This is a genomic window from Caloramator sp. (genome assembly GCF_020054765.1).
GTDB lineage: Bacteria > Bacillota > Clostridia > Clostridiales > Caloramatoraceae > Thermobrachium > Thermobrachium proteoclasticum.
The window spans coordinates 1-25,769 of sequence record NZ_JAIHAO010000007.1; the positions used below are offsets into that span (position 1 = coordinate 1).

At 27.4% G+C, this 25,769-nt stretch carries 32 protein-coding genes and 3 pseudogenes; all 35 read right to left on the reverse strand.

Features of this window, described 5'->3' with window-relative positions; all coding sequences use genetic code 11:
- Positions 1-183: 183 nt before the first annotated feature.
- Positions 184-924: a flagellar hook-basal body complex protein gene (locus tag JG776_RS03810; RefSeq protein WP_291964854.1), complete on the reverse strand. Its 741-nt coding sequence runs from the start codon at positions 922-924 to the stop codon at positions 184-186.
- Positions 925-938: 14 nt separating this feature from the next.
- The gene (locus JG776_RS03815) at positions 939-1,691 is read right to left on the reverse strand and encodes a flagellar hook-basal body complex protein (protein ID WP_291964855.1); all 753 of its coding nucleotides are present in this window, start codon (positions 1,689-1,691) and stop codon (positions 939-941) included.
- A gap of 201 nt (positions 1,692-1,892) precedes the next feature.
- Entirely contained in the window at positions 1,893-2,330 is a 438-nt protein-coding gene (locus tag JG776_RS03820; RefSeq protein ID WP_291964857.1) for a hypothetical protein, read from the reverse strand.
- Positions 2,331-2,339: 9 nt separating this feature from the next.
- Positions 2,340-3,071, reverse strand: a complete 732-nt coding sequence (locus tag JG776_RS03825; RefSeq protein ID WP_291964859.1) for a FliA/WhiG family RNA polymerase sigma factor — start codon at positions 3,069-3,071, stop codon at positions 2,340-2,342.
- A gap of 11 nt (positions 3,072-3,082) precedes the next feature.
- On the reverse strand, positions 3,083-3,748 hold the full coding sequence (locus JG776_RS03830) for a PilZ domain-containing protein (RefSeq protein ID WP_291964861.1): 666 nt from the start codon (positions 3,746-3,748) through the stop codon (positions 3,083-3,085).
- Entirely contained in the window at positions 3,745-4,614 is an 870-nt protein-coding gene (locus JG776_RS03835) for a MinD/ParA family protein (protein WP_291964863.1), read from the reverse strand. The genes JG776_RS03830 and JG776_RS03835 overlap by 4 nt, the downstream gene beginning before the upstream one ends.
- A gap of 2 nt (positions 4,615-4,616) precedes the next feature.
- Positions 4,617-5,668, reverse strand: a pseudogene (gene flhF, locus JG776_RS03840) (flagellar biosynthesis protein FlhF).
- A complete protein-coding gene (gene flhA, locus JG776_RS03845; protein ID WP_291964864.1) occupies positions 5,665-7,731 on the reverse strand; it encodes a flagellar biosynthesis protein FlhA in 2,067 nt (688 codons plus the stop codon). The pseudogene flhF and the gene flhA overlap by 4 nt, the downstream one beginning before the upstream one ends.
- A 15-nt stretch (positions 7,732-7,746) precedes the next feature.
- Positions 7,747-8,868 carry a flagellar biosynthesis protein FlhB gene (flhB, locus tag JG776_RS03850; RefSeq protein WP_291965002.1) on the reverse strand — a complete coding sequence of 374 codons (1,122 nt, stop codon included), beginning with the start codon at positions 8,866-8,868 and terminating at the stop codon, positions 7,747-7,749.
- Positions 8,854-9,486 (reverse strand): annotated as a pseudogene (fliR, locus tag JG776_RS03855) (flagellar biosynthetic protein FliR); the annotation flags it as partial. The pseudogene fliR and the gene flhB, both read right to left, overlap by 15 nt.
- 78 nt (positions 9,487-9,564) lie before the next feature.
- Positions 9,565-9,834: a flagellar biosynthesis protein FliQ gene (gene fliQ / locus JG776_RS03860; protein ID WP_291964866.1), complete on the reverse strand. Its 270-nt coding sequence runs from the start codon at positions 9,832-9,834 to the stop codon at positions 9,565-9,567.
- 8 nt (positions 9,835-9,842) lie between these two features.
- The gene (fliP, locus tag JG776_RS03865; protein WP_291964868.1) at positions 9,843-10,601 is read right to left on the reverse strand and encodes a flagellar type III secretion system pore protein FliP; all 759 of its coding nucleotides are present in this window, start codon (positions 10,599-10,601) and stop codon (positions 9,843-9,845) included.
- Positions 10,598-10,924: a flagellar biosynthetic protein FliO gene (locus tag JG776_RS03870; RefSeq protein WP_291964870.1), complete on the reverse strand. Its 327-nt coding sequence runs from the start codon at positions 10,922-10,924 to the stop codon at positions 10,598-10,600. Before JG776_RS03870 ends, fliP begins: the two co-directional genes overlap by 4 nt.
- A gap of 9 nt (positions 10,925-10,933) precedes the next feature.
- A complete protein-coding gene (locus tag JG776_RS03875) occupies positions 10,934-11,380 on the reverse strand; it encodes a flagellar basal body-associated FliL family protein (RefSeq protein WP_291964872.1) in 447 nt (148 codons plus the stop codon).
- A gap of 2 nt (positions 11,381-11,382) precedes the next feature.
- The gene (locus tag JG776_RS03880) at positions 11,383-12,117 is read right to left on the reverse strand and encodes an OmpA family protein (RefSeq protein WP_291964874.1); all 735 of its coding nucleotides are present in this window, start codon (positions 12,115-12,117) and stop codon (positions 11,383-11,385) included.
- On the reverse strand, positions 12,110-12,919 hold the full coding sequence (locus JG776_RS03885) for a motility protein A (protein ID WP_291964876.1): 810 nt from the start codon (positions 12,917-12,919) through the stop codon (positions 12,110-12,112). The genes JG776_RS03880 and JG776_RS03885 overlap by 8 nt, the downstream gene beginning before the upstream one ends.
- Complete coding sequence (locus tag JG776_RS03890; protein WP_291964878.1) at positions 12,916-13,119, reverse strand: flagellar FlbD family protein; 204 nt, start codon at positions 13,117-13,119, stop codon at positions 12,916-12,918. The genes JG776_RS03885 and JG776_RS03890 overlap by 4 nt, the downstream gene beginning before the upstream one ends.
- Before the next feature lie 13 nt (positions 13,120-13,132).
- Complete coding sequence (locus tag JG776_RS03895) at positions 13,133-13,993, reverse strand: flagellar hook-basal body complex protein (RefSeq protein WP_291964880.1); 861 nt, start codon at positions 13,991-13,993, stop codon at positions 13,133-13,135.
- 186 nt (positions 13,994-14,179) lie between these two features.
- Positions 14,180-14,443, reverse strand: a pseudogene (locus JG776_RS03900) (flagellar hook capping FlgD N-terminal domain-containing protein); the annotation flags it as partial.
- A complete protein-coding gene (locus JG776_RS03905) occupies positions 14,434-15,534 on the reverse strand; it encodes a flagellar hook-length control protein FliK (protein ID WP_291964882.1) in 1,101 nt (366 codons plus the stop codon). The pseudogene JG776_RS03900 and the gene JG776_RS03905, both read right to left, overlap by 10 nt.
- Positions 15,531-15,971: a flagellar export protein FliJ gene (gene fliJ, locus JG776_RS03910; RefSeq protein WP_291964884.1), complete on the reverse strand. Its 441-nt coding sequence runs from the start codon at positions 15,969-15,971 to the stop codon at positions 15,531-15,533. The genes JG776_RS03905 and fliJ overlap by 4 nt, the downstream gene beginning before the upstream one ends.
- Before the next feature lie 15 nt (positions 15,972-15,986).
- Positions 15,987-17,297, reverse strand: coding sequence for a flagellar protein export ATPase FliI (fliI, locus tag JG776_RS03915; RefSeq protein WP_291964885.1), 1,311 nt, complete (start codon positions 17,295-17,297; stop codon positions 15,987-15,989).
- Positions 17,297-18,049 carry a FliH/SctL family protein gene (locus tag JG776_RS03920; protein ID WP_291964886.1) on the reverse strand — a complete coding sequence of 251 codons (753 nt, stop codon included), beginning with the start codon at positions 18,047-18,049 and terminating at the stop codon, positions 17,297-17,299. The genes fliI and JG776_RS03920 overlap by 1 nt, the downstream gene beginning before the upstream one ends.
- The gene (gene fliG / locus JG776_RS03925) at positions 18,033-19,049 is read right to left on the reverse strand and encodes a flagellar motor switch protein FliG (protein ID WP_291964888.1); all 1,017 of its coding nucleotides are present in this window, start codon (positions 19,047-19,049) and stop codon (positions 18,033-18,035) included. Before fliG ends, JG776_RS03920 begins: the two co-directional genes overlap by 17 nt.
- Positions 19,050-19,054: 5 nt before the next feature.
- Positions 19,055-20,614 carry a flagellar basal-body MS-ring/collar protein FliF gene (fliF, locus tag JG776_RS03930; protein WP_291964891.1) on the reverse strand — a complete coding sequence of 520 codons (1,560 nt, stop codon included), beginning with the start codon at positions 20,612-20,614 and terminating at the stop codon, positions 19,055-19,057.
- Between the two features lie 22 nt (positions 20,615-20,636).
- Positions 20,637-20,930, reverse strand: coding sequence for a flagellar hook-basal body complex protein FliE (gene fliE / locus JG776_RS03935; protein WP_291964892.1), 294 nt, complete (start codon positions 20,928-20,930; stop codon positions 20,637-20,639).
- 9 nt (positions 20,931-20,939) lie between these two features.
- The gene (flgC, locus tag JG776_RS03940; RefSeq protein ID WP_291964894.1) at positions 20,940-21,374 is read right to left on the reverse strand and encodes a flagellar basal body rod protein FlgC; all 435 of its coding nucleotides are present in this window, start codon (positions 21,372-21,374) and stop codon (positions 20,940-20,942) included.
- Between the two features lie 11 nt (positions 21,375-21,385).
- Positions 21,386-21,790, reverse strand: coding sequence for a flagellar basal body rod protein FlgB (gene flgB, locus JG776_RS03945; RefSeq protein WP_291964896.1), 405 nt, complete (start codon positions 21,788-21,790; stop codon positions 21,386-21,388).
- Positions 21,791-22,027: 237 nt separating this feature from the next.
- Positions 22,028-22,405: a flagellar export chaperone FliS gene (gene fliS, locus JG776_RS03950; RefSeq protein WP_291964898.1), complete on the reverse strand. Its 378-nt coding sequence runs from the start codon at positions 22,403-22,405 to the stop codon at positions 22,028-22,030.
- 4 nt (positions 22,406-22,409) lie between these two features.
- Positions 22,410-22,760 (reverse strand): hypothetical protein, encoded by a 351-nt coding sequence (locus JG776_RS03955; protein ID WP_291964901.1) that lies wholly within the window; start codon positions 22,758-22,760, stop codon positions 22,410-22,412.
- A gap of 12 nt (positions 22,761-22,772) precedes the next feature.
- Positions 22,773-23,117, reverse strand: a complete 345-nt coding sequence (locus JG776_RS03960) for a flagellar protein FlaG (RefSeq protein WP_291964902.1) — start codon at positions 23,115-23,117, stop codon at positions 22,773-22,775.
- A gap of 132 nt (positions 23,118-23,249) precedes the next feature.
- A complete protein-coding gene (fliT, locus tag JG776_RS03965) occupies positions 23,250-23,588 on the reverse strand; it encodes a flagellar protein FliT (protein ID WP_291964905.1) in 339 nt (112 codons plus the stop codon).
- Positions 23,585-25,132: a flagellar filament capping protein FliD gene (fliD, locus tag JG776_RS03970; protein ID WP_291964907.1), complete on the reverse strand. Its 1,548-nt coding sequence runs from the start codon at positions 25,130-25,132 to the stop codon at positions 23,585-23,587. The genes fliT and fliD overlap by 4 nt, the downstream gene beginning before the upstream one ends.
- 2 nt (positions 25,133-25,134) lie before the next feature.
- Positions 25,135-25,356 (reverse strand): carbon storage regulator CsrA, encoded by a 222-nt coding sequence (gene csrA / locus JG776_RS03975; RefSeq protein WP_291964909.1) that lies wholly within the window; start codon positions 25,354-25,356, stop codon positions 25,135-25,137.
- Positions 25,344-25,763, reverse strand: coding sequence for a flagellar assembly protein FliW (fliW, locus tag JG776_RS03980; protein ID WP_291964911.1), 420 nt, complete (start codon positions 25,761-25,763; stop codon positions 25,344-25,346). Before fliW ends, csrA begins: the two co-directional genes overlap by 13 nt.
- Positions 25,764-25,769: the final 6 nt, after the last annotated feature.

The following is a 25,769-nucleotide window of genomic DNA, read 5'->3' on the forward strand; positions in this document are numbered from 1 at the left end:
CTCTCCCCAATCTAACTTATCTTTCTAAAATCACTCTCAAACAAGAAAGGACAGGCATTCTAATCGAATACCCGCCCCAACAATTGACAAAGAGCCTAATTTAATAGCTTCTAAATATAAATTCATATTAAAACCCCTTTAAAGCTTTTTTTAAAATTATATACTTTAAAGGGGTTTTTTATACTATTTAGATCTTAAATTGTTTGTCATTTGCCACATTTCTTCTGAGGTTTTTAGTGCTCTTGAATTTAATTCAAATGCTCTTTGGGTAACTAAAAGGTCTGTTAATTCTTTTGAAATATCAACGTTAGATTTTTCAACATAACCTTGTTTAATTGAAGAATTTGTAGATTTTGGATTAATACCTTTAAATAGGCTATTTCCGATAGGATATAGATTATCTTCACTATCAAAATCGTAAATATCAATTTTACCTATTATATTTTCGTTGTATAAAATTTCGCCATTTTCTTTAACAGATATTTTGTCATAGTCTATATTATCTTTTGTGTTTAATGATATATCTAATTTGTTACCATTAGAATCAACTAAATTATTATTAGCATCTATATAAAAATTCCCTTTTCTTGTATATAATTCATTCCCTTTACTGTCTATTAATCTAAAGTATCCTCTTCCTTCAATAGCAAAATCTAAATTTCTGTCTGATTTTTCAATAATTCCTTGAGAATCATCTCTAATAAATCCGCTTATTCTAGAACCACTTCCAACAAACTTTTCTTTTTCATTTTCAGTTACTGGTACACCTAATCTATTAACATTTTCAACTAATATATCTGAAAAATTAACATCAACACGCTTATAGCCATTTGTATTTATATTTGCAATATTATTTGATATAGCATCTATTCTTGTTTGATTAGAATATAGACCAGATGTACTGTTCCAAATTGATCTTAGCATTTGATCACCTCATTTTATCTATTGACATTGCCAACTTCATTAACTGTTTTTCCAAGTGTGTCGTCGATAGATTGTATTACTTTTTGATTTGATTCATAGTTTCTCATAACTTTAATCAATTCTGTTATCATTTCAATAGTATCAATGTTAGCTTTTTCAATTTTGTTTTGATGTATAATAGAATTATTATCAATTTCTACATTTGTAGAAGAATACATATTTTCATTTTCTTTTTTCATATCGCCCTTTACAATGTATAGTCTGTAATTACCATTGGTAGTGTTAATCTGATTATTATTAAATTTAAAGTTATTGCTATCAATTTTTATAAAAACTTTTTGATTGTTTTCATTAACCCCTATAACCCTCTTATTATCAGTAGTAGTTAAATAACCATCTTTGTCAATTTTAAATCTACCATTTCGTGTATAATATTCCTTATTATTATCTAAAACTGTAAAAAAACCATCTCCTTCAATTGCAAAGTCAAGGTTTCTACCTGTTTCTTCCAAAATTCCTTGAGAAAAATCTGTCTTTGTTTCATCAATTCCAATGCCCATAGGCATTGTGCCAAGAATTTGCTTAAAATTTGTATTGCCAACTTTTTTATCGTAATTTTGTAAAAGCACTTCGTTAAAGGATTTAAAGCAAATTTTATCGTTTTTAAAACCAGGATTATTTATGTTTGCAATATTGTTACTTAAGTTTTCCTGTTGTATTTGTCGTGATATTAATCCACTTGAAGCAATATAAAGTCCTCTTATCATTTTCCATCCCCTACTTTTTTTCAAAATATGATTTAATTTCATCTGGATATAACATACCTAAGTCTCTTGCCATTTTTTCAATCTTATATTTTGGTATATTGTTATATGAATATGTTAACATAAGAAGGGTTGCTATTAAAATACCAACTCCAAGACCAAGAATGAAATCTTTATTTTTTAAATACGTTTTTATTATATTTATTATTTTTTTAATCCTAATCTTAATAATACTTCCCCCTTTCCTATTCTAAGGGTTGAGGATATTTCTTCAATAGACAAACCTTTATTATGTAATTCCTTTATTTTATCATTTAAGTTTTCACTTTTATCTTCAAAATTTTGATAGGTATCATTAATTTTTATTTTTTCTTTGTTATTTAAAGAACTTAAAATGTTATTATAATTGCTTTGTATATCTTCTATTTTTAAATTTAGAGCAAAAATAGACTCATTTATATAGTTTACATTTTCTTTAAGTTCTTCGATATCTTTTTTATATAAATCTAATTCACTTTTTGTATAATAATTTTTAAATACATTTTTATTATTTTGAATATTTTTTGGATAGTGTGCTTTAGTACCTAACCTGTATGAATAATAGATTAAAGAAGCACCTAATATAATTAATACTAAAGGCATAGTTCCTCCTTAGTCTAAATAGCTTAACTTTTTCATATTTTCTCTTAATCTTATTATGGCTCTGCTATGCAATTGTGATACTCTTGATTCAGTGATTTCTAAAATTTTTCCTATTTCCTTTAGAGTTAACTTTTCATAATAATATAATTGTAGGACAAGCTTGTCCTTTTCAGGTAGCATATTAAGTGCCTTTTTTAAAGTAATTAACATTTCTTCTTCTTCAAATATTTTATCAGGCTGAGGACTATTTTCATTTTCTATCATATTTTTAAATTGTATATCTTCATCATCAGATTTATAAAATATATCTTCTAATGAGATAACAGATAAATAGTTAATATAAGATTCAGTAGTTCTAATATCATTTACAGATACACCAAGATAGTCGGCTAATTCTTTTTCCGTAGGTTCTCTGTTTAATTTTGATTCTAAATTTTCTCTTGCTAAATTAAGCTGAGTTAATTTAGAAAAAGCACTTTTAGGCATCCAACTAATTTTTCTTAATTCATCGATAATAGCACCTTTAATTCTTAAGGTAGCATAGGTTTCAAATTTTATTCCTTTTGTTGGATCGAACTTTTCAATTGCGTCTATCAAGCCTATAATACCATAACTGACTAAATCATCGAATTCAATTCCAGGGGGAATACCTATAAGAAGCCTTGATGCTATATATTTAACATAGGGAATATATTTTAAAATCATTTCCTCTCTTTCATCAAACTGCTTATAGCACTTCAATAAAATCACTCCTATCTAAGCAGTTTACTTTGTTCACGTAATTTATTAAATATAAATTGTATTATCTTATCTCTGGTTTTTTCTTCTATATCTTCATACTTCAATGCTAACTTAAATTTATTTTTTTCTTCTGTATTTTCAATTCTTACTACAGAGCATAAAATATTTATTTCTTGTGGTATATTAATTGATATTATTACATAGTCACCAGGATTGTGGATTTCGTTTGAAACGATTTTAATTCCTCCACCGCTTATATCTAATGAAACTGAATTTATTAATCTTGAAAAATATCCAGAAGGCACATCTCTTAAGGATGTGTATATCCTATCTTTAGGTAATCCATAATATCTAATTGGCATTGTAATAGGTAGTCTGAAATACTCTCTTCTTTGGACTCTCTCTATAACTTCTGGTAAACTTAAAACTAACAAATTAATATTTTCTTCCCTTTTCTTTCCTAAAACTACAGATTTGCATTTTACAATATCTCTTTCTGTTGTAACATAAAATTCTATTACACTACCAGAATGTATTAGAAGTGGTTTATTATGATGAATAGGATAGCTAATACACATACCATCCTTATTTATATCCTGAACAATACTTTTATAGGTAACTTCATTATCTATAATTTCGATGTTTTGATTAATTTTTAAATTAATAGATAAGTTCATTTCCCCACCGCCTTAAATAATTTTGTTATATAATCTTTAAATGAAGTGTATTTACTTTTGTTACTCTCTTCTATCCCCATTATTTTAGCAACAATTTTATTAATACATAGTGTAAATTCAGTATTTGGGTGTTCCGATACATAAGGTGTTTGTTTTTTAATAGCTTGTCCTATTTTTATATCTTCCACAATATATCCTAAGTATTTAATGTTTTTACCAATAAAAGTTTTAACAGTATAGCAAATTTTATTAAATGTTTCTTCGGCATCTTGATTGTTTTTTGCTCTATTTACTACGATATTTATGTTTGAATCTAAATTATTTAAATAAATAATTTTTATAAGACTATAGGCATCTGTTAGTGCAGTAGGTTCAGAATTTGTGACAACAATAACTTCATCAGCTATTTCAATAAATTTTAATACATTTTCTGAAGCACCTGCACCTGTATCTATAATTAAGATATCATAATTATTTAATTTGTCAAATTGTGATATTATTTGATTTTTTTTATCTTCATCAATAGTATAAATTTTACTTAAACCAGAACCACCAGGTATTATTTCAACACCTTCTATTGTTTTTAAAATAATTTCATCAATTGATTTATTTCCTTCTAAAACATCAATTATACTAAACTTTGATATACATCCAAACATTATATCTACATTTGCCATACCAAAATCTGCATCAAGTATACAAACTTTCAAGCCTCTTTTTGCAAGAGTTGTAGCAAAGTTAACGACAAAGCTTGTTTTTCCAACTCCTCCCTTTCCACTTGATACAGTTATTACTTTAAACCTTTTTTGTTGCAATTCTTGTTTCTTTCTTTCTACTAATTGCCTTAATCTTTGTGCCTGATCCATGGCTATTCAGCCTCCAAAATCATGTTTATTAGTTTTTCTTTTTCTGCTTCTTCAATATCATCTGGAACATTTTGGCCTGTTGTTATATAAGATATAGGAACATTTGCATAATATATTGTTGTTAAAATAGAACCATAATAACTGGTTTCATCTATCTTAGTTAGAACTATACTATTATAATCTAATATTTTATAATCTTCTACAATACGCTTTATGTCCTTTTCTTTCGTAATCATACTTATCACTAAATGAACATAATCTGGATTAATTTCTTGTATAAGTCTTTTTGTTTCTTGAATTTGCATAACATTTTTGCTGTTTCTTCCTGTTGTATCTACCAAGATTATATCACAATTTGTCATTTCAGATAATACTTTTTTAATTTCATTTATTGAATATATTACACTAAAGGGTATGCCTAATATTTCAGCATAGGTTTTTAACTGTTCAACAGCACCAATTCTGTAAGTATCCACAGTAATAAGTCCAACTTTTTTGTTTTTATAAAGCGAAAACAAACTGGCTAACTTAGCTATGGTTGTTGTTTTACCAACACCTGTTGGACCAACAAAAACGTGTATTTTCCCATCTTCGTATTTTTTGGTTTTAACTATTGTATTTAATAAAGTTTTAAATTCATTTTGATAAATTTTTTGATTCATTTTTTTGCCTTGATTTTTTCTTTTATTGAATCTATTATTTCAGTTGCTATTTCCTCTGGAACACCAGAATTAATTAAGTTTCGTTTGAACTTGTTTTTATTAACTTCACTCTGTTTGTTTGTTTTTTTGATTGATTGATTATTTAAGTTTTCTATTAAATTTTTTAATTCTTTTATTTCTTTTTCAAGTTCATTTGTTTTAACTGTAGATTCTTTTTGTTTTTTATCATCTACTGCAGCTGTAACTTCAATTTTTTTAGGCCTTAAAAAACCTAAAATACCTTTTTGTCTAATTTTACGTTGACTTACTATTACTGCATCATTTCCTAATTCGTAGCGAATTCTTGTCATTGCTTCGTTCATATTATCAACTATATATCTTTTAATTATCATTGTAATGTCACCATCCCTATGGTTTCTATTTGTATGTCAGTTGGTATTTCATTCATAGATAAAACTTGAACTTGAGGGAATACCATCTCTATCATTCTTCTAAAAGCTGGTCTTATTTTGGGATTTACTAAAATTACAGGTATATCATTATTAAATTGATTTAGTTCGATATTATCCTTAATAGAATGATAAATTTTTGTAGTTATATAAGGTTCTAATGCAGGATATGAACCCTGCAGTGATTTATGAATGTTTTCAGAAATCATATTTTCCAAATTCATATCTAAAGTAATAACGCGAATTATTCCTTGTTCATCAATTAGATTACGGCATATAGTTCTTGATAATGCAATTCGTACATATTCTGTTAAAAGCTCAATATCTTTAGTTAAAACTGCATTATCAGCTAATGTTTCTAAAATTGTAACCAAATCTCTAATTGGGACAAGTTCACGCAATAGGTTTTGAAGAACCTTTTGAAGTTCACCTAAACTCATAAGATTTGGTATTAATTCTTCGACTACTGCAGGATAGCTTTCCTTTATGTTATCAATTAATAATTTTACTTCTTGACGACCTAATAATTCGTATGAATGTTTCTTAATTATTTCACTTAAATGAGTTACAAGGACTGTTGTAGGATCAATAACTGTAATACCCATAATTTCAGCTTCATCTTTTTTATTATCAGGAATCCATACAGCAGGTAAACCAAAAGCTGGCTCTATAGTCTTAATACCATCAATAGGCAGTCCTTCTCCCGCAGGATCTATTGCAAGAAAATGATTACATAATATTTCACCTTTACCTACTATTGTACCTTTTATCTTTATTCTATATTCGTTAGTAGCAAGTTGTAGATTATCTCTGATTCTGATTGGTTGAACAATTATTCCAAGTTCAACAGCACACTGACGTCTTACCCCTGCAATTCGGTCTAATAGATCTCCTCCCGAAGATACATCAGCAAGAGGAATTAAACCATAACCTATTTCAATTTCAAGTGGTTCTACATTTAGTAAATGAAGTACATTTTCTGGTTCTCTTGTAGGAGATGCTTGTATCTCAGAAGTAGCTACTTCACAAATTATTTCCTGATTTTTCTTTTCTTTTGATAAAAGATACGCAGAAAAACCTGTTGCTCCAGACATAATTAAAAATGCTGGTGCTGGTAAATTAGGTATCAAAGCCATTAAAAACATTATAAAGCTTGCAATTGCTAATACCTTTGGATATGAAGTAAACTGCGTTGAAAGTTCTTTACCTAATGAAACATCACTTGATGTTCTTGTTACTATAATACCTGATGCTGTAGATATAAGTAATGCTGGAATTTGACTAACAAGACCATCACCAACAGTTAATAGTGCAAAATGTTTCAATGCCTCAAGTGCAGGAAGACCCAAAAATATCATCCCAATAATTACTCCTCCAATAAGATTTATTATTGTAATAACAATTCCTGCAATAGCGTCTCCTTTAACAAATTTGCTGGCACCATCCATTGCACCATAAAAATCTGCTTCCTGTTGAAGCTTTTTTCTTCTTATTTTAGCTTCTTGCTCAGTTATAATTCCTGCATTTAAATCGGCATCTATACTCATTTGTTTTCCAGGCATTGCATCGAGTGTAAATCTTGCAGATACTTCAGCAACTCTACCTGCTCCATTTGTAATAACAACAAATTGAATAACAATTATTATAATAAATAAAATAAAACCAACAACATAGTTTCCACCAACAACAAAATTACCAAATGCTTCTATTATTTTTCCTGCTTCTCCTCGTCCTAATATTAATCTTGTGGATGAGATATTTAGTCCTAACCTAAATAAGGTGGTTACTAACAGAATAGTTGGGAAAGCAGAAAATTCAAGTACATCTGTGGTAAACATTGTTAAAAGAAGAATTATTAATGAAAAAGTTAAGTTTGTAGCAAGAAGAATATCTAAAACTGTTGGAGGTAATGGAATTATAATCATAAAAATTATAAGAACCACAAGTAATGATATTATTACATCCAGATATTTTTTTATAATATTATTATTTTTATTGAAATCCATTATATTTCACCCTCACTATTTCTTTAAGCTATAGATATATGCGATAATCTCAGCAACTACTTGATATAGTTCAATAGGTATCTCATCATTTATTTCACATTTATAATAAAGACTTCTTGCAACTTCTTTGTTTTCTATTATAGGTACATTAGCTTTATTGGCAACCTCTTTTATTTTTAAGGCTAAAAAGTCACTTCCTTTTGCTATTACTTTAGGTGCACCACTTTGTGCTTTTTCATATTTTAATGCAACAGCAAAGTGCGTTGGGTTTGTTACAACAACTGTTGCCTTTGGTACTTCGTGCATCATCCTTCTCATTGCTATTTCTCTTTGTTTTTGTTTTATTTTTGATTTAATTTGTGGGTTACCTTCGGTCTGTTTCATTTCTTCCTTTATTTCTTCTTTAGACATTTTTAATTCTTTTTTTAGTTGACGTTTTTGTATTACAAAATCAATTATTCCAAGAATAAATAGTATAAAAACTAATCTAACTAATTGACCATTTATTATTCTTGATGCAAATGGAATAATACCCTCTGGATTTAAATCAGATATTTTTAATATATCGAATATTACAGATGAAACATATTTGTAAGAATAATATGCTATTAGTGAAATTTTTGCTATTGATTTAAATAGTTCAATTATTGAGCGTTTTGAAAAAAATCTTTTAAAACCATTAATTGGGTTTAACTTAGATATCTGTGGCTTTAATCCTTCCTTTGAGATAATAAGTCCAATTTGAGCGATATTAGATATAATACCTAATATCATAACTGTAAAAATAATTGGCATAGAAGCAATAAAACCATTCTTTATCATAAACAAAAGAACAGACATTATGGATTTATAGGTTAATTCATTTTTGCTAATTAGCATAAAGCTTTGATTTATAAATGCTCTACCATATTCAAAATAAAAATCAGATAATATTATTAAAATTACTGTTGCTCCCATTAAGATAATAGAAGAAGTTAAGTCTATGCTCTTTGCAACTTGCCCTTTTTCTCTTGCTTCCTTTAGCTTTTTAGGTGTAGGTTCTTCTGTTTTGTCATCTGTAGCTAAAAGAATTACAGGAAACAAACTAAAAAATTTTAGAAAATCGCCATTTAATCCTTCAAATATTTTTATATACATATGAAGTAGGCCTCCAAGAATTGTAGAAATTGATAAAAAGCCTACTATAACTTTTATTGGCATACCTAAAATGAATACATTTATTTGTGGAACTGCACGTGCAATAAGTCCCATTGTAAATTCAGTTATAAATAAAACTAATACAATAGGTGCAGCAAGCTTTACTCCTAAATAAAAACTTTTACTAAAAAAATAAATAAAGGATATAAAAATTTTTTCATTATTTAAGAAAAAACCTAATGGTATGACTTCAAAACTTTTAATAATTGCTGATAATATAATATGATGAAAATTAAGTGTAACAAATATAGCTAAAGATAACCAATAAAAAAACCTCTCAATATTGGTTGATGTACTATTGGTATTAGGATCATAATATTGAGACATTGTAAATCCAATTGAAAAATCAATAAATTGACCAGAAATTCTTATAGCATTAAAAACAAATAAAGCAATATATCCTATAAATAGTCCAATTAGTATTTCGTTTAATATTAGTATGAATAGATCAAGGTTGCTATTTATACTAATATTAAACGGCAAATTATAAATTGATACTATTAAACTCGATAAAATCAATGACAAACCTACTTTAACTATATTTGGTATACTTCTTACTGAAAAAAAGGAGCTACAATCATCATTGAGGTAATTCTAATAATAATTAAAAAATAAATAATAAAGTTTTGCATTATATCACCTAATTATATATAGCATACTATTTATCATAGTTTCTATAAAATTTACCAAAGTATTCAACATCCAGGGCCCAAGTAATAGTAATACAAATATAATAGCTAACATTTTAGGTACAAATGTTAATGTTTGTTCTTGTATTTGAGTAACTGCTTGGAAAATACTAATTATAAGTCCTATAATCAAAGAAACTAATAAAATTGGTGCAGCTACCTTTAATGCGGTAAAAATAGCTTCTTTTCCTATATATTGAATAAAATTTTCACTCATAAAATCACCTACATAAAGCTTTCGATTAATGTTTTAACGACTAAATGCCATCCATCAGCCAATACAAATAGAAGTATTTTAAACGGAAGCGAAATTGAAACTGGTGGTAGCATAAACATACCCATTGACATAAGAACACTTGCCACTACCATATCTATAACAATAAATGGGACATAGATTAAAAATCCCATCTGAAAAGCAGTTTTTAATTCACTTATAACATAGGCTGGTACTAAAATATTAAAAGGTACATCATATTTATTAGAAGGTTTTTGTAGTCCACTGTATTTATAAAATAGTGCTAAATCTTTTTCTCTGGTTTGCTTTAACATAAAATCCTTTAGTGGTTTACTGCCTATATTTATTGCTTCAGTTTGAGTTATTTTACCTTCAACATATGGTTTTATAGCATCATTGTTTATTTTTGTATATACTGGTGACATAATAAAAAAAGTCATAAACAATGCTAGACCTATAAGAACCTGCGTTGGAGGTGATTGCTGTGTGGAAAGAGCGTTTCTTAGAAAACCAAATACAACAATAATCCTTGTAAATGAGGTCATTAGTAATATAATCGATGGAATAAAGCTTAAACTTGTAAGAAGTATTAGTAGTTTAATATTATCAACATAATCCTTTGGATTAGTTGCGTTATCTACAGATATATTTACTTTTGGAACAGTTAAATTGACTGGTTGAGCATATGCAATACCTGAAAATAAAAAAATAGTAAATAATAAAAATAAAATTTTTACTTTCCTTTTCATTCTTTATCTTCCCTCTTTAAATTTAAGTTGTATTTCATAAAATTTAATAAGTCAAATTCCCTATTTTCTTCATTTAATTTTAATGGATTTTCTATTTCAAATAGAATTTTAGATTCATTGTTGTTTGTAGACATAACATATATTTTGTCAATTATTTTAATTAATAATATATAATTATTTGGAGCTATTTGAACTCTATCTATTACCTTAATATGTTTTGATTTATATTGATAATTATTTAATATTTTGGTTGTTAAAACAATTAAAAGAAGAATAAAAGGGAGTATTAATAGTATTTTAAAGGCATAAATTAAATAATTCATATCATTCACCTACTGAATTATTATATCTTGAATATATATATTTATTATTTCTCCATTAGTCAAGTTGTTATTAATAGCTTTTATTAATTCTTTTTTAATATTATCTATGTTGTTAGAATTGAAGTCTGCAGTTTTCTTTTTTCTTAGTATCTCTATAATAACATCTCTTATTGCAGGTACTTTATTTGGTAATTCTTTATCAAGTTTTTTGTTTTTCTTATCATATGCTAATGATATAGCTATTCTTATATACGTTTTATCTTCATCTGATAAATTTACAACAAATTCCTTTAAGTCCATTATTTTTTCTTCAACCTTTATGTTAGTTTGAGTAGATGAGTTTGTTTTGTCCTTAAAGAATATAAAATAACCAAGAACTATACCGAGTCCTATAACTAATATTAGAGTAATAACTACTAATAAAATCAATAATTTATTTCCTTTTTGTTCACTCATTTTTACTTACTCCCCTTGTCCTTTGTTAAAATTAATATATTTACTCTTCTATTTTTTTTTCTTCCTTCAGGTGTATCATTTGAAGCAATAGGTCTAAATTCCCCACACCCTACTGACTGAATTTTTTTAGGGTCAAGTCCCTTAGATTCAACTAAAAATCGAGTAACTTTAACTGCTCTATCTGCAGACAATTCCCAGTTAGACTTATAATATCCAGTATTTATTGGTACATTATCTGTATGTCCCTCTACAATTATTTCATTTTTATATTTTTTTAGTATATCTGCTATTTTAGAAAGAGTTTGTATACTTTCATCTTTTAAAATAGCTTTACCTGGATCAAACAGTATTTTTTCCTGAAGTTCGATAATTACTCCCCTTACGTCTTCTTTTATTGTTATTTTAGTTTGTAGATTATTTTGTTCAATTTCTTTTGATATTGAATTAAATAATTTTGTTGTTTCACTGTTTTCAAGTTCAGATTTATTTTTAATTCCATCTCCAGGGTTTTGGTTTATCGGAACTGGACCTAAATTCCCACCATTATTAATTACACCTGATTTTCCACCAAGTGCTTTGGCTAATGACCAAGAAATTTTCTTGAATTTTATAGCATCTATAGTAGAGAAGGAATAAAGGAGAACGAAGAAGGTGAGAAGCAAAGTCATTAGATCAGCATATGTTGTTAGCCATTCTCCTCCCCCTCCAGATTCCTGTTTCTTTTTTCTTCTACTCATTTTCAGTCACCGCATTTCCTTGTATTATGTTTTCTTGATATCGTTTTCTTTCAGTTGGTGAAAGATATGTTTTTAACTTATCCTCCAATATTCTTGGGTTTACACCAGATTGAATTGTTAAAATACCCTCAAGCATCATTTCTCTTCTATTGGATTCTATTTCACTTTTCAGCTCTAATTTATTTGCTAATGGAGTAAAAACGAGGTTGGCCATAAGTGCACCATAAAAAGATGTAATAAGTGATACCGCCATTGCAGGTCCAAGCTTTGATTGATCCTGAAGTTGAGACAACATTTGTATAAGCCCAATCAGAGTACCAATCATACCAAAAGCTGGAGCTAAACTTGCCCAAGTCTTTAATACAGCAATACCACTTTGATGCCTTTTTTCCATTTCTCCTATTTCTAACTCAAGAATATCTTTAATAGTTTCAGGTTCCAGTCCATCAACTACCATTTGAATTCCTTGTTTTAAAAATTCATCTTCAATTTTAGATATTTCATCTTCTAATGACAACAATCCATTTCTTCTTGCTTTTTTTGAAAGCTCTACAAATGTTATTATTAATTCATCTGTTGGTTTATGTTTATCTATAAAGGCATTTTTTAATACCGCAGGTAATCTTTTTACAGTATCAAAGGGAAATGATATTATAACTGCAAAAAGAGAACCAAAAACGGTTATAAAAAAAGAAGGTGCATTCCAAAACGTACTTAGACTTCCATCCTGAAGCATACCAAATATAACAGCTGCCATTCCTAAAAGCAGCCCTGCAGCAGTAGAAAAATCATTCTTTTTCATTTTAATACCTCCGGTCTTGTTGACATATACGCTCTCTTAAATTGAATGATTCTTTGAATTATAATTTCAGGATCTTCGATAACTACATATTTCTTATTTGTTGTTGTTGTAATAACTGTATCAGGAGTAACTTCAATTTTTTCAATAAGATCACAGTTCAAATAAAATTCATTATTGTTTAATCCTGTTAACTTGATCATATCTTATACCTCATTATCTCTTTAGGTTTAATAGTTCTTGAAGTAATTCATCAGAAGTAGTAATAGTTCTTGAATTAGCCTGAAATGCTCTACTTGTTACGATCATTTCAGTAAATTGTTCTGCTAAATCAACATTAGACATTTCAAGTAGACCTTGTTGAATAGTTCCATAGCCAGGAGAACTTGCCTCACCAAGTTTAGGTTCACCTGAGTTTGAAGACTTAACGTAAAGATTCCCACCCTGCTTCAATAGTCCAACTGGATTTTGGAATGTAGCAATTGCAATTTTTCCAATAATAACTGTATTATCACCATATATAGCTTTTATTGTTCCATCTTTTTCAACATTAAAACTTGTTAAATTTACATTCGTAGGTGGATCTCCAAAAGAGGCTTCTAAAGGAATATATATATTTACTAAATCACTAAGTTGTGTGTTTTCATCAATAATTTGACCAGGATTATATCCTCTAACATGCAATCCTTCAGAAGTAACTAATGCTCCATTTTTGTCAAGGGTGAAAGAACCGTCTCTGGTAAATTTTGTTTCAACATTATTGTATACAACAAAAAATCCATTTCCTTCAATTGCAAAATCTGTTGCTCTTCCTGTAGGCTGTAATCCACCTTGATTCATATTAGTATCAACACTTGCAACACTAACACCTAAACCAACTTGTTTAGCATTTGTACCACCTATATTTTCATTTGGGGCACTTGTACCCTGTAAGGTTTGATTTAACATATCTTTAAAATTAACACGTGCTCCTTTGAAGGCTATGGTATTGACATTAGCAATGTTATTACCTATAACATCCATTTTAATTTGATTAGACTTCATTCCACTTACACCAGATGACAAGGATCTTAACATTAAAAACTCCTCCTTTTATAATTTACTTTCGCTTTCTATTTCATTATTTGAATTCTCTTTTAATTTAACACTAACTATATTATCTAATTTATATTTATAGTCTTTAGACACAAGAAAAACTTCATTGCCTATTAATCTAACCGATTCAACATTAATATTTATAATTGAATTGTTTTCTAAAACTTCGACACTTTTTCCTATTAAATTTGTAGCTTGACTAAATTTTTGAGACAGAAAAAACTTTTCCAAAGTATTATTTAAATTTTGAATTTGTTCTAATGATGAAAATTGTGCCATTTGAGCTATATATTCAGTGTTATCTTTAGCATTTAAAGGATCTTGATTGGAAAGTTGTACAGTTAAAATTTTTAAAAAGGCATTCTTATCTAATACAGAATTATTTGTATTTCTGCTGTTATAAAAATTATTCAGTATTTTATTTACTTCCATGATATATCACCTACATTAAAATTTTCTTGTTCGTCAATATCTTTAAATAATTTAGATTTTATATTTTTTTTGACTTTATATTTATTACTTTCATACTTGTCTCTGTTATTATCTTCAACATTGACATTAATGTTTATTTCTTTATAATTATGTTCATTGTGTTTTATTTGTTCTTTTAATGTTGATAAATTATTTTGTAACATATTTGCTACTTCTTTATTAGAAGATGTTATATTTCCATTAATTTTACCTTCATTGTAAGAAATTTGTATATTTATTTCCCCAAATTCTTTTGGCTTTAAAATAATTTTTAATTCATAAAAATCTTCATTTTTTACATAAAAATCTTCATTTTTTACATTTTTTATTCTATTTGCTACTATACTAATTATTTCGTTTATGCTTTCTATTTTTTCATGTATTATTTGTTGAATATTTTGGTTTTGAAATTGTTCTAAATTATTTGTTTTTAAGTTGACTTTATCAATCATAATAGGATTTTTATTATTATTTAAATAACATATTTTACTTAATTGATCTTCTATTTCTTTTAACTCATTAAATTCAGCTAATTCATTAATGTTATTTTTTAGAACATTATTTAAAATTGATATTGAGTTATTTAGACTAATTTCTTTACTATTAATTTTTTCATTTATTAATAAGATTAATTTTTGTTTTATATTATTAATTACCATATTATCAAAATTATTAATTTGATCGACATTATTTATCATAAAATTATCTTGAACACAGTTTTTTATATTTGATTGCTTGATATTATTATTAATTAAACAATTTGTTATATTAGTTAATGTGTTAAAATTACGTTCAATATTTTCTAAAGGTATAGAATCTATATTATCTATTTTATTTATGTTTGTATTTAAATTTAAATTATTAGTTAAGTAGTATGTATCAAGGTTATTTGTTGTTTCATTGCTTTTATTTATAAAATTTATATTTGAAGAGTTAAAATTAGAAATTATACCACTGAGAATAGAAATAAATAATTCATTTTCAGTTTCATTTAAATTAGTATTTTTCTTTTCTTTACTTGGGGTCGAAGCTTGAATTTTATCTATCTTCATATAATTCCCCCATTCTTTTTAAAATAGTTAATTATTGCCATTTCATCAATTATTTTGTTTTCAATTTTATTTAATTCAGATAAGAATTCGTTATAAGATTTTTCCTTTAGATTTTCTAATACCTTTCTTTCCTTTGTAGCATTTATTAACTGTTCCTTTATTTTTTCAAGTTCATTTTCTAATATAATAAGGTTCTTTTGTTCTTCAATGAGTTTGCTTTCTAAATAATTTATATAACTAATATAATTTTTCAAATCATAGCTAAATGCTGAATTAATTTTATTATTTTTGCTAAAATTTATTTTTTCTTTTATATTTTCTATTTGATCTTTTTTTATCTTTATCTTATTTAAATATTCAGACACTTCTAATTTAAGAGAGTCTTCTCTTTTTAATTTTAATTCCAATAGCTTTTCCAATTTAAATTTATAATTCATATATATAACCACCTATCAATTTATAGAGTTTAACATTTCTAAAACTTCTGTAAAACTATAATGTTCATTCATTTTCTGTTTTAAAAATCCATTTATTTTATCATTTAAGGCTAATGCTTTATCAATCTTGTTGTTACTACCCTTTTGATATGCACCTACATTTATTAAATCTTCAGATTCTTTATAAATTGCAAGAAGGTCTCTTAATTCACTTGCCTTTTGATAGTGATTTTCTTGTGCTATTTGAGGCATCAATCTCGATATACTTGATAATATATCAATTGCAGGGAAATGGTTCATTGAAGCTAATTTTCTTGATAAAACTATATGACCATCTAATATACCTCTTACTGCATCAGCAATTGGTTCATTGAAATCATCACCATCAACTAAGACTGTGTAAAAGGCAGTGATAGAACCTTTATTTGAATTACCTGACCTCTCTAAAAGTCTTGGTAACATTGCAAAAACTGAAGGGGTATAGCCCTTTGTTGTTGGTGGTTCTCCAATAGTTAGACCAACTTCACGTTGTGCCATTGCAAAACGAGTAACAGAATCCATCATTAACATAACATTTAGACCCTGATCTCTAAAATATTCAGCTATGGCTGTAGCAGTAAATGCCCCCTTTAATCTAAGTAGAGGAGGTTGGTCTGAGGTGGCAACTACAATTACGGATTTTTTTAAACCCTCTTCACCAAGATCTTTTTCTATAAATTCTTTAACTTCTCTTCCACGTTCACCGATTAAACCTATAACGTTAACATCAGCTTCACTATATTTTGCAATCATACCTAAAAGAGTACTTTTACCAACTCCAGAACCAGCAAAAATACCAACTCTTTGTCCCAAACCACAAGTTAAAAATCCATCTATTGCTTTAACTCCTGTTGGAATTATGTCGGTTATTCTTTTCCTCTGTAAGGGATTTGGAGGGTCAGAGTCAAGATTATACTTTGCTTCATACATTATGTTTGAACCATCAAGGGGTCTTCCTAAACCATCAAGTATTTTACCAAGTAATTGTTTTCCAACTGGTACCTGCATTTGACTACCAGTTGGAAAAACTAAAGAACCTGTAGATACACCTGTTAAATCTCCTAAAGGCATTAACAAAATACCGTTATCTGTAAAACCTACAACTTCAGCTTGTACATATTTACCATTTAATAATTTTATATTGCAAAGTTCACCTATAAAGGCGTTTATCCCTTCAACTTCTATTGTTAATCCAACAACCTTTTTAACCTTACCTATAAATTTCATTGTTTCTGTGCCTTTAATCCTTTTAATAAGTTTATCATAGTCAATCTGAAACATTGACATCATTCCTTTAATAATTTATTTAAAATAGTTTTTAGTTGAGTTTCAACTGTAGCGTCTATTATACCATTATTTGTTTCTAAATATATATCACCATTTTGAAGATTTGAATCTGCAACAATTATTAATGCACTGCTTGAATCAATAAATTGTTCTAATTCTTCTTGCCTTAATTTTAGAATTTTATAATCATTAATTGATGTTTTTAAAATTATATTGCTTTTTTGTTTTACTTTTGAAAGAGCCTTTTGGGCACAATTTATAATAGCCTCACTACTAATAGATAATTCTGATTTTAAAACTTCCTTTGCTATTTCTACTGCTAAATTGATTATATCATCTTTTGATTTTTCGACATAACCATTGACTTCAGTGTATATTCCTTCTAAATATTTATTTGCTTTTTCAATAATTTTATATGCTTCTTCCTTTGCTTCTAAAATAGCCTTGTTGTATCCGTCATTATAGCCTTTAGTTAAACCTTCTTTATAACCTTCTTCCTTTGCTTCCTCTAAAATTTTTTTAGAATTATGTTTTGCATTGTTTATAATTTCTAAGGCATTTTTATTGGCTTCATTAATTATTTTTTTAGCATCAAATTCTGCATTTTTTTTAATTTCTTCAACTATTTCTTCTATATTTATTTCATCTTTATTTTTTATATTAGTATTAATAAATTTATCAATAGAAGGTGGTGATAGTGTAATCTTATCGCTAACAGAAGTATGTTTAATAACGTTATACGATAATTGCATCATTACCACCCCTTGACATTACAATTTCTCCAGCTTCATCTAATCTACGTATTATAGACACAATCTGTTGTTGTGCCTTTTCAACATCTATTAGTCTAACAGGCCCCATAAATTCTAAGTCTTCCTTTAATGTTTGTGCAGCACGTTTTGACATATTACTGTAGATTATATTTGAAACGTCTTCTGAACATCCCTTAAGAGCAAGGGCAAGCACCTTCATATCAACTTCTCTTAGTATTCTTTGTATTGAAGCATTATCAAGTGTAATAATGTCTTCAAATACAAACATACTATCTCTAATTTTTTCTGCAAGTTCTGGTTGATACCTATCAAGTTCTTCAATGATTGATTTTTCTGTTGTTCTATCTACATTATTTAATATATCAACTAATGTTTGTACACCACCTATAGTTGCAAAATCTGAACGCACTACATTTGAAAGCTTTTTTTCAAGAATTTCTTCAACTTCTTCTATAACTATTGGAGATGTATTGCTCATTGTTGCAATTCTTTTTGCTACATCAGTTTGTAATTCTTCAGGAAGTCCTGATAAGAGCTGTGCTGCTTTTTCAGGTTGCAAATAGCATAAAATTAAAGCAATAGTTTGAGGATGCTCGTTTATTATTACATTTAATAATTGTTGCGCATCTGCTTTACGTGCAATTGAAAAAGGTCTATATTGTTGTGTAATTTCAGAAACCTTTTCTATAATCTCCATTGCCTTTTGTGAACCTAATGCTTTACTTAATAGATTTTTAGCATAATCAAATCCACCCTCTATAATATAATCCTTTGCTTTATTTAAATTAACAAATTCTTGTAATACTTCTTCACGTAATTCTTTTTTAATTTTTTGCATATTTGCAATTTCAAAGGTAATTTTTTGTATATCATTTTCAGGCAATTTTTTTAATATTGGAGCTGAAGCATCAGGACCTAAAGTGATAAATAATATGGCTGCCTTCTGTACACCAGTTAATTTATCCTTATCTTTTGCCATAATTATCACCTCTCATCCTCTGCTAACCAAGTTTTAACCAGTTCAACAACCTGTTCTGGTTTCGTAGATGCATAGTTTTTAATTTCCTTTTCAAGGTTCATTTCTTGTTCTGTATCTTCAAGAACAGGTTCATAGGCAATAGGTTGTTTTTGTATTACATCTCCTATCAGCATATCTATTTGATTTTGTTCTATTTGTTCAACATTTTTCTTGTTTTTCTTTTTGTAAATAAACACTATAGCCAATAGAACTATAAGCCCTGCTACTGCTTCTCCAATCATAATATAAGTATTTCTTTTCTTAGCTAATTCTTCTTGTTTTTTCATCTCTTCTAAATCAGCTTGTGCCTTCTTTTTATATTCATCATTAAAGGCCAATGCTTCAATGTTAATTACATCTCCTCTTTCTTCTGATAAACCTGTAGCAGCTGAAACTATATTTCTAATTGACTGCTTTTCAAGTTCACTTAAATTACCATCAATTACTACAGAAACAGTTAATCTCTTTATTTCACCTGGTGCCTTTATTATCTTTTCTTCAGTTTGTCCAATTTCATAGTTAGTAATTTCTTCTTCTCTATTAAAAACTGATGATTGATTATTGTTCTGAAATGTATTTGACATATTATTATTTATTGGACTCCCTGCTGCACCTTGAGAATTTGAGTCGTTTGAATTTTCTTTTATTTTATGCTGACTTCTTATTATAGAATCTTTATCATATTTGATGGTTGATATTTGTCTTGAGTCAAAATCTAAATCAGCATTTATCTTTACAGTTACTTTATCCTTTCCAAAAACCTTTTCAAGCATATTTTTAACATCTGATTGAAGATTTTTTTCAAATTGATTCTTAAACTCCTGTTGCTTTGTTGAAGTTATGATTCCATTTTGTTCATTTTCAAATATATTTTCACTAAGAAGATTCATATTATTATCTATAATTTCAACATTTTCTTTAGGTAAGTTCTTAACACTTGCTGAGATTAAAGATATTATTGCCTTAACTTGTTCTTGACTTAACTTGCTGTTTCCTTTTAATTTTAAAGTAACAGATGCCCTTGCCTTTTCTTCATCTCTTGTAAAAACTGAATCTTCAGGTAAAACCAAATGGACTCTAGCCTTTTCTACCTCATCAAACCCCTGAATTGTTCTTGCAAGTTCACCTTCAAGTGCTCTTTGATACATTATTTTAGCTTCAGTATCAGTAACTCCGAATTTATTTTGGTCAAATAATTCAAATCCCTTTAAATTTGAAGGTAATGTTGTGTCAGAAAATATTGATAATCTAAGTTCTTCTACTTTTTCTTTTGGCACTAAAATTGAATTTCCTTCAATTTTATATTGTATTTTATCGTTTTTCAATTTTTCTATTACCTTAGAAGAATCTTGAGGTTCTAAGTTTGAAAAAAGTACATCGTATTCTACTCTATTTGAATATATTGCAAATATTATACAAGAAATTATAAGACCAGTTAAAATAATGATTAATGAAATTTTTTTTGATTTTGATAAGTTCTTCCATTTATCACCTACGCTTTTAAAAAAATTAAGAACTTTATTCATTTTTAGCACTCCTTTATGTTAACTATACCTGTATTCTATTTAATTCTTGATAAGCTTCAACAAGTTTATTTCTTATTTGAACTGCTAATTCCAATGAGAGTCGTGCCTCTTCTACCGTAAGCATAACTTCGTGAATATCCTTTGCATCACCTTTTATTAATTCAATTGTCTTATTTTCAGCATCTAATTGTTTTTCATTAAGCTTGTCTAACTTTTCCTTAATTATATTAGAGAAATCAATGTTATTGGTGTTGTTATTTGATTGCTTATTAACTATATTGTTATCTATCAAAAAATTAACTTTATCTATTGGCATTTATATCACCTACTTTCCAATTTCTAATGCTTTAAGTGCCATTTGTTTTTGTGAGTTTAAAGCTGTAACATTTGCTTCAAAGGCACGTGTTGCAGTGATAAGATCAACCATTTCATCTAAAATATTTACATTTGGCATTAAAACGTAACCGTTGCTATCAGCGTCTGGATGATTAGGATTATAAACTTTTTTAAAAGGTGAATTGTCTTCAATTATTTTATCAACTTTTACACCATTGTATTTTGCAGAAGAATTTCCATTTATATTATTTATTTGTCTTTCAAGATTTTCTTTAAATGTTACTATTTTTCTTTTATATGGTCCACCATTTTCAGTTCTTGTAGTTTCAATATTTGCTATATTATTTGAAATAATGTCCATTCTTAATCTTTCAGCAGCAAGACCACTTGCACTTATTCTCATTCCTGTAAAAATATTGTTCATATCATCACCCCTTATTTACCGCTAATAACTGTTCTTCTCATTGCAATTCTTGAATTAGCTTGACTTACTAAAGCATTATACAGTATTTGATTTGCAGCTAAGTTTGCCATTTCTAAGTCAATGTCAACATTGTTTCCATCTAATCTTAAAGAGTTTGATTTGTCCTGTATTATTTCATATTTTATATTTTCAATTGATTTTCCATCATTTATGTGTCTGCTGTTTGTTGTTTTTAAGTTTATCGAAGTGCCATCTAATGCACTTTTTAAATTTTCCTCAAAAACTACCCTTTTCGCCTTATATCCCGCTGTATTTATATTGGCTATATTATTAGAAATTGCTCTTCCTCTTTCGCTTGTTGCATCTAATCCTTTTTTTATTAAATAATATGACAAATTATCTATATTTTTTATCATACATACACTCCTTTTTTGAGTATTTCCAATTCTATATAACAATTTATTACAAATTATATCATAAGTCAACATAAATTACGTTAAATTAATAAAAATTACATATTAAATTTATTATTTAATATGATTATATATCATATTAAATAATAAGCTATATATATTTTATATTAAACTTTAGCATTTGAAAAGTAAAAATTACAACAAAAATAGGCTCTATTTTACAATAGAGCCTATAAATTTTTATTTTTTTATTTTTTTATACGCTTCTTCAAATGCATCCCTTAATTCTTCAGCAAACCCGAGAATTTCTTTTGCTATATTAATATCCTTTTTAATATTAGCTTCCACCAATCTTCTATACATATAATCATATAAAGCCATTAAACTTTTAGATAGTTCTCCTCCAACCTCCATATTTAAAGTTGCCATAAATTCTAAAATTATATTTTGTGCTTTAATTAAGTTGGTATGTGCTTTTTGATAATCCTTTTCTTCAAGAGATGAAATTGCTTGTTTTATAAATCTGACAAGCCCCTCGTACAGCATTAACAATAGTTTTTCCTTTGACGCAGTAAAAACACTATTTTGTTGATATGCATTTAAAGCATTATTATACATATATTTACCCCCTCAAGTCTATTAAATTTCCTGTCTGGTCCTGTAGTGTCCTTAATAGATAATCTATATCATCAATATGACTTTCTATTAAAACATCTCCATTTTTGTTTAATATTTTTAGTTTTACTTTATTCTTTTCTGTTTTTGCCTCTGACCTAAGATTATATTTTGCTAAAAACTTTGCAAATTCTTCTATAGCTCTATTTTGTTTATTTAAGTCGAATTGATTATTGTTATTTTTTTTATTCGCTTGAGCTTCATTTGTATGATGTATAATTCTATCTATTATTTTTGTTTCTATCTGTCTAATTGTATTAATATCTATTTTATCAAGTGTTATAGGGTTAATTGGCATAAGGGACACCCCCTATCTCTTTTCATCAACTATAATACCAGCTATTTCACACATCTTAGCAACCATATCTAATATTTTTTTAGGAGGTATTTCCTTTATTACTTCTCCTGTCTCATCATTAACTATTTTAATCATTATATCCTTTGTTTTGTCGTGTATTTCAAACTTTAAATGTGTGCTTTCGTTGAATACTTTATTTGCTCTATCTACAGCTTTTTCAACATCTTTTATATCTATATTTTCTTTCTCTAAATTTTTATCGCTATTTTGGAACGAATTACCTTTAAAGCTTATATCTAATCTTTGATTAATTTTTATTTGTTCATTTACATTATTAATTAACTTGATATTATCCATAATATCCCCACATCCTTTATTCCTTTAATTATTATAAAATATATATCGTATCTATTTCTAATTACTTTATAGATTATATTAGATTATAAACATTTATTTTCATAATAAAAATGGAGGAAAATCCTCCATATATCAAAGTTTTTTATAAACAAATATTGAATCAACAGGTTCTTTTGGATTGTACTTTGCTGTTATCATTTTTTGCTCTTTTACTTGTTTTAAGTTTATTTTTATTTTATTGTATTTATCATCTAATAATTTTTTTATGGTGTTTTCTAATTCTAAGATGTCTAATTCCTCAATAATATCCTTTAAATCTTTTTTATTTTCAACCTCATCAATTTTTTTAATTAATATATCCCGTTCTTCTAATAATTCATTTAAAAGGTCAAATTCCTCTTTTTCAAGTGCCTTTATTATGTCTTCAGTTATACTTTTATATTCAATAAATAAATCAAAAATATTAATCATTTAAACATCGCTCCTAATTGAGATAAAAGCCAAGCTGATTGATCATTATACTTTTGCATTGCCTTCTCTAATTTAGCAAACTGTTGATAGTATTTATTTTCTTTATCAAATAGCTTTTTGTTTAAATCCTCTATAAGTCTATCCTTTTGCTGCAACTCTTTATATAAAAGATTGTTGAACTCACTGAAATCGCCCTTTAAACCTGCCTTTTCAAGTAAAGCACCCTTTTTACCTGATGAGTTTCTTGTTGTTCTTATATTATCTTCAAGTATATCCTTAATTCTTTGGAAAATTCCTATTTCACTATTTCTATCTCCCCTACCTGTATATGTCTTATTTGGGTCATAGGCAATTGAGGAGGTTTTAGTTAATAGGTTTAACACATCATCAGGTCTATTTTCCAAAGCAGCTTTTAATTTTGACTCATCAATAATTATTTTTCCTTTTTGTGTGTAATCACTTGATGTTGAAAGACCAATTTCTTGTATAGAAATACCTGAATCTTTAAGTGGTTCAAAAAAGGCTTGTCTTAAATTATAAACTAAATCTTGTAATATGCTATCTCCCTTTAAAAGACCTTCTTTAGCCTTCTCTTCCCACTTCTTTATTTCATCTTCCTTCATTTCCTTCTTTTGTTCATCTGTTAAGGGTTTATATGAATATGCTCTTTTTTCTGAAATCTTTTTATTTATTTTATCTATAATTTCGTTATACTTTTCTACAAATTCCTTTATCTTATCTATGGCAGGTTTAGAGTCTATCCCTACAGAAAATTTAATAGTATCTGTTGTAGATTCATTTAAGGTAAATGTTAGTCCATCAATTGTAAAGGTGTTATTTGATTTTGTAACTGAAGCATAATCTGAAGCACCAGGCGTTTTAATCTTAAAACTTGCATCTAAACCTGTATTGGTATATCCATCTGTAATACCTAACACATTAGTATTACCTGTTATTTCTATATTTGAAGTACTTCCTGTTGTTGATGTTTCTATTGTAATTTTTTTCGTTATTTCACTATAATATGCTTTTACTTGTCCATTTGATTTTGTATTTATGGATGTTATTATATCCTTATATGTTGTATCTGAATTGTAATCTATCGTTATATTACTTGTGCCATTGTATTTTATAGTAAAAGAACCACTACTACCAACTTTATCACTTATATTTGTTATTTCTTTTGACTGTGCTTTAGCTGTTTGAGCCAATGTAATATCTTTTATCTCATACTGTCCTGCTCTGGCACTTGCCGTTGCAGTAACCTTAACGGCAGATGTTGAAGTTGACATATTAACGGTATATGGTGATAGACTATTTGGAGATAATATATATTTTTCTGGACTTAATACGTCAAAGTATGTCTTTTTAAATGTATTTAAGTCCCCTATTATTTCTCTATATAAATCTTGTCTCCATTGTATAATCTGTCTATCCTGCTTTACTTTGTCAACCTTAGTTCTTTCAGCCTGCATAAGCTGTTTAACCATATTATCGACATCAAGACCTGTTGCAAGTCCTGTTATTCTAAAGGTACTTGGCATAATTACCCCTCCCTTTTTATTCTTTTTAAGAAATCCTCTGTGTCTTTAAGTGACATTTTGTTTTGTTTCTTTATTTCTTCTATCAATTCGCATCTTACAACCTTTACATCTTTTGGTGCTTCAATACCAATTTTGATATTGCCTTGATTATTTTCTAATATCCTTATTTCTATATTTTCTCCAATTATAATTTTTTCTCCTACTTTTCTTGTTAAAATGAGCATGGTATCTCCTGCCTTATACTATATTTCTTTTCATTTAAAATAACCTGTTTGGCTTTATTATTATTTACATTTATAACAATAGGAGCTAAAAGATTTACTGTTATTTTATCATCCCTTATTGTCATTACATTGAAAACTAAAACGTCTTCATAACTGTTTATTCCTAATAAATTAATCTCTTCATTTGAAAGTTCTATTTCATAATCTTTAAAATAATCCCAAGGATTAATCAATAGTAGACAAATTTCCTTTTCATCTATGTTTTGTAAGCATTTTATATTTGAATCTTCTATATTTAGAATTACATAATTTTTATATTCTTCAAGCCCAGGAATTCCATCCTCAAAATGAATAATATCGTTATTATTTATATTTAAATCTCCAAAAAATTTAGTTGATATTTGCATAACTAT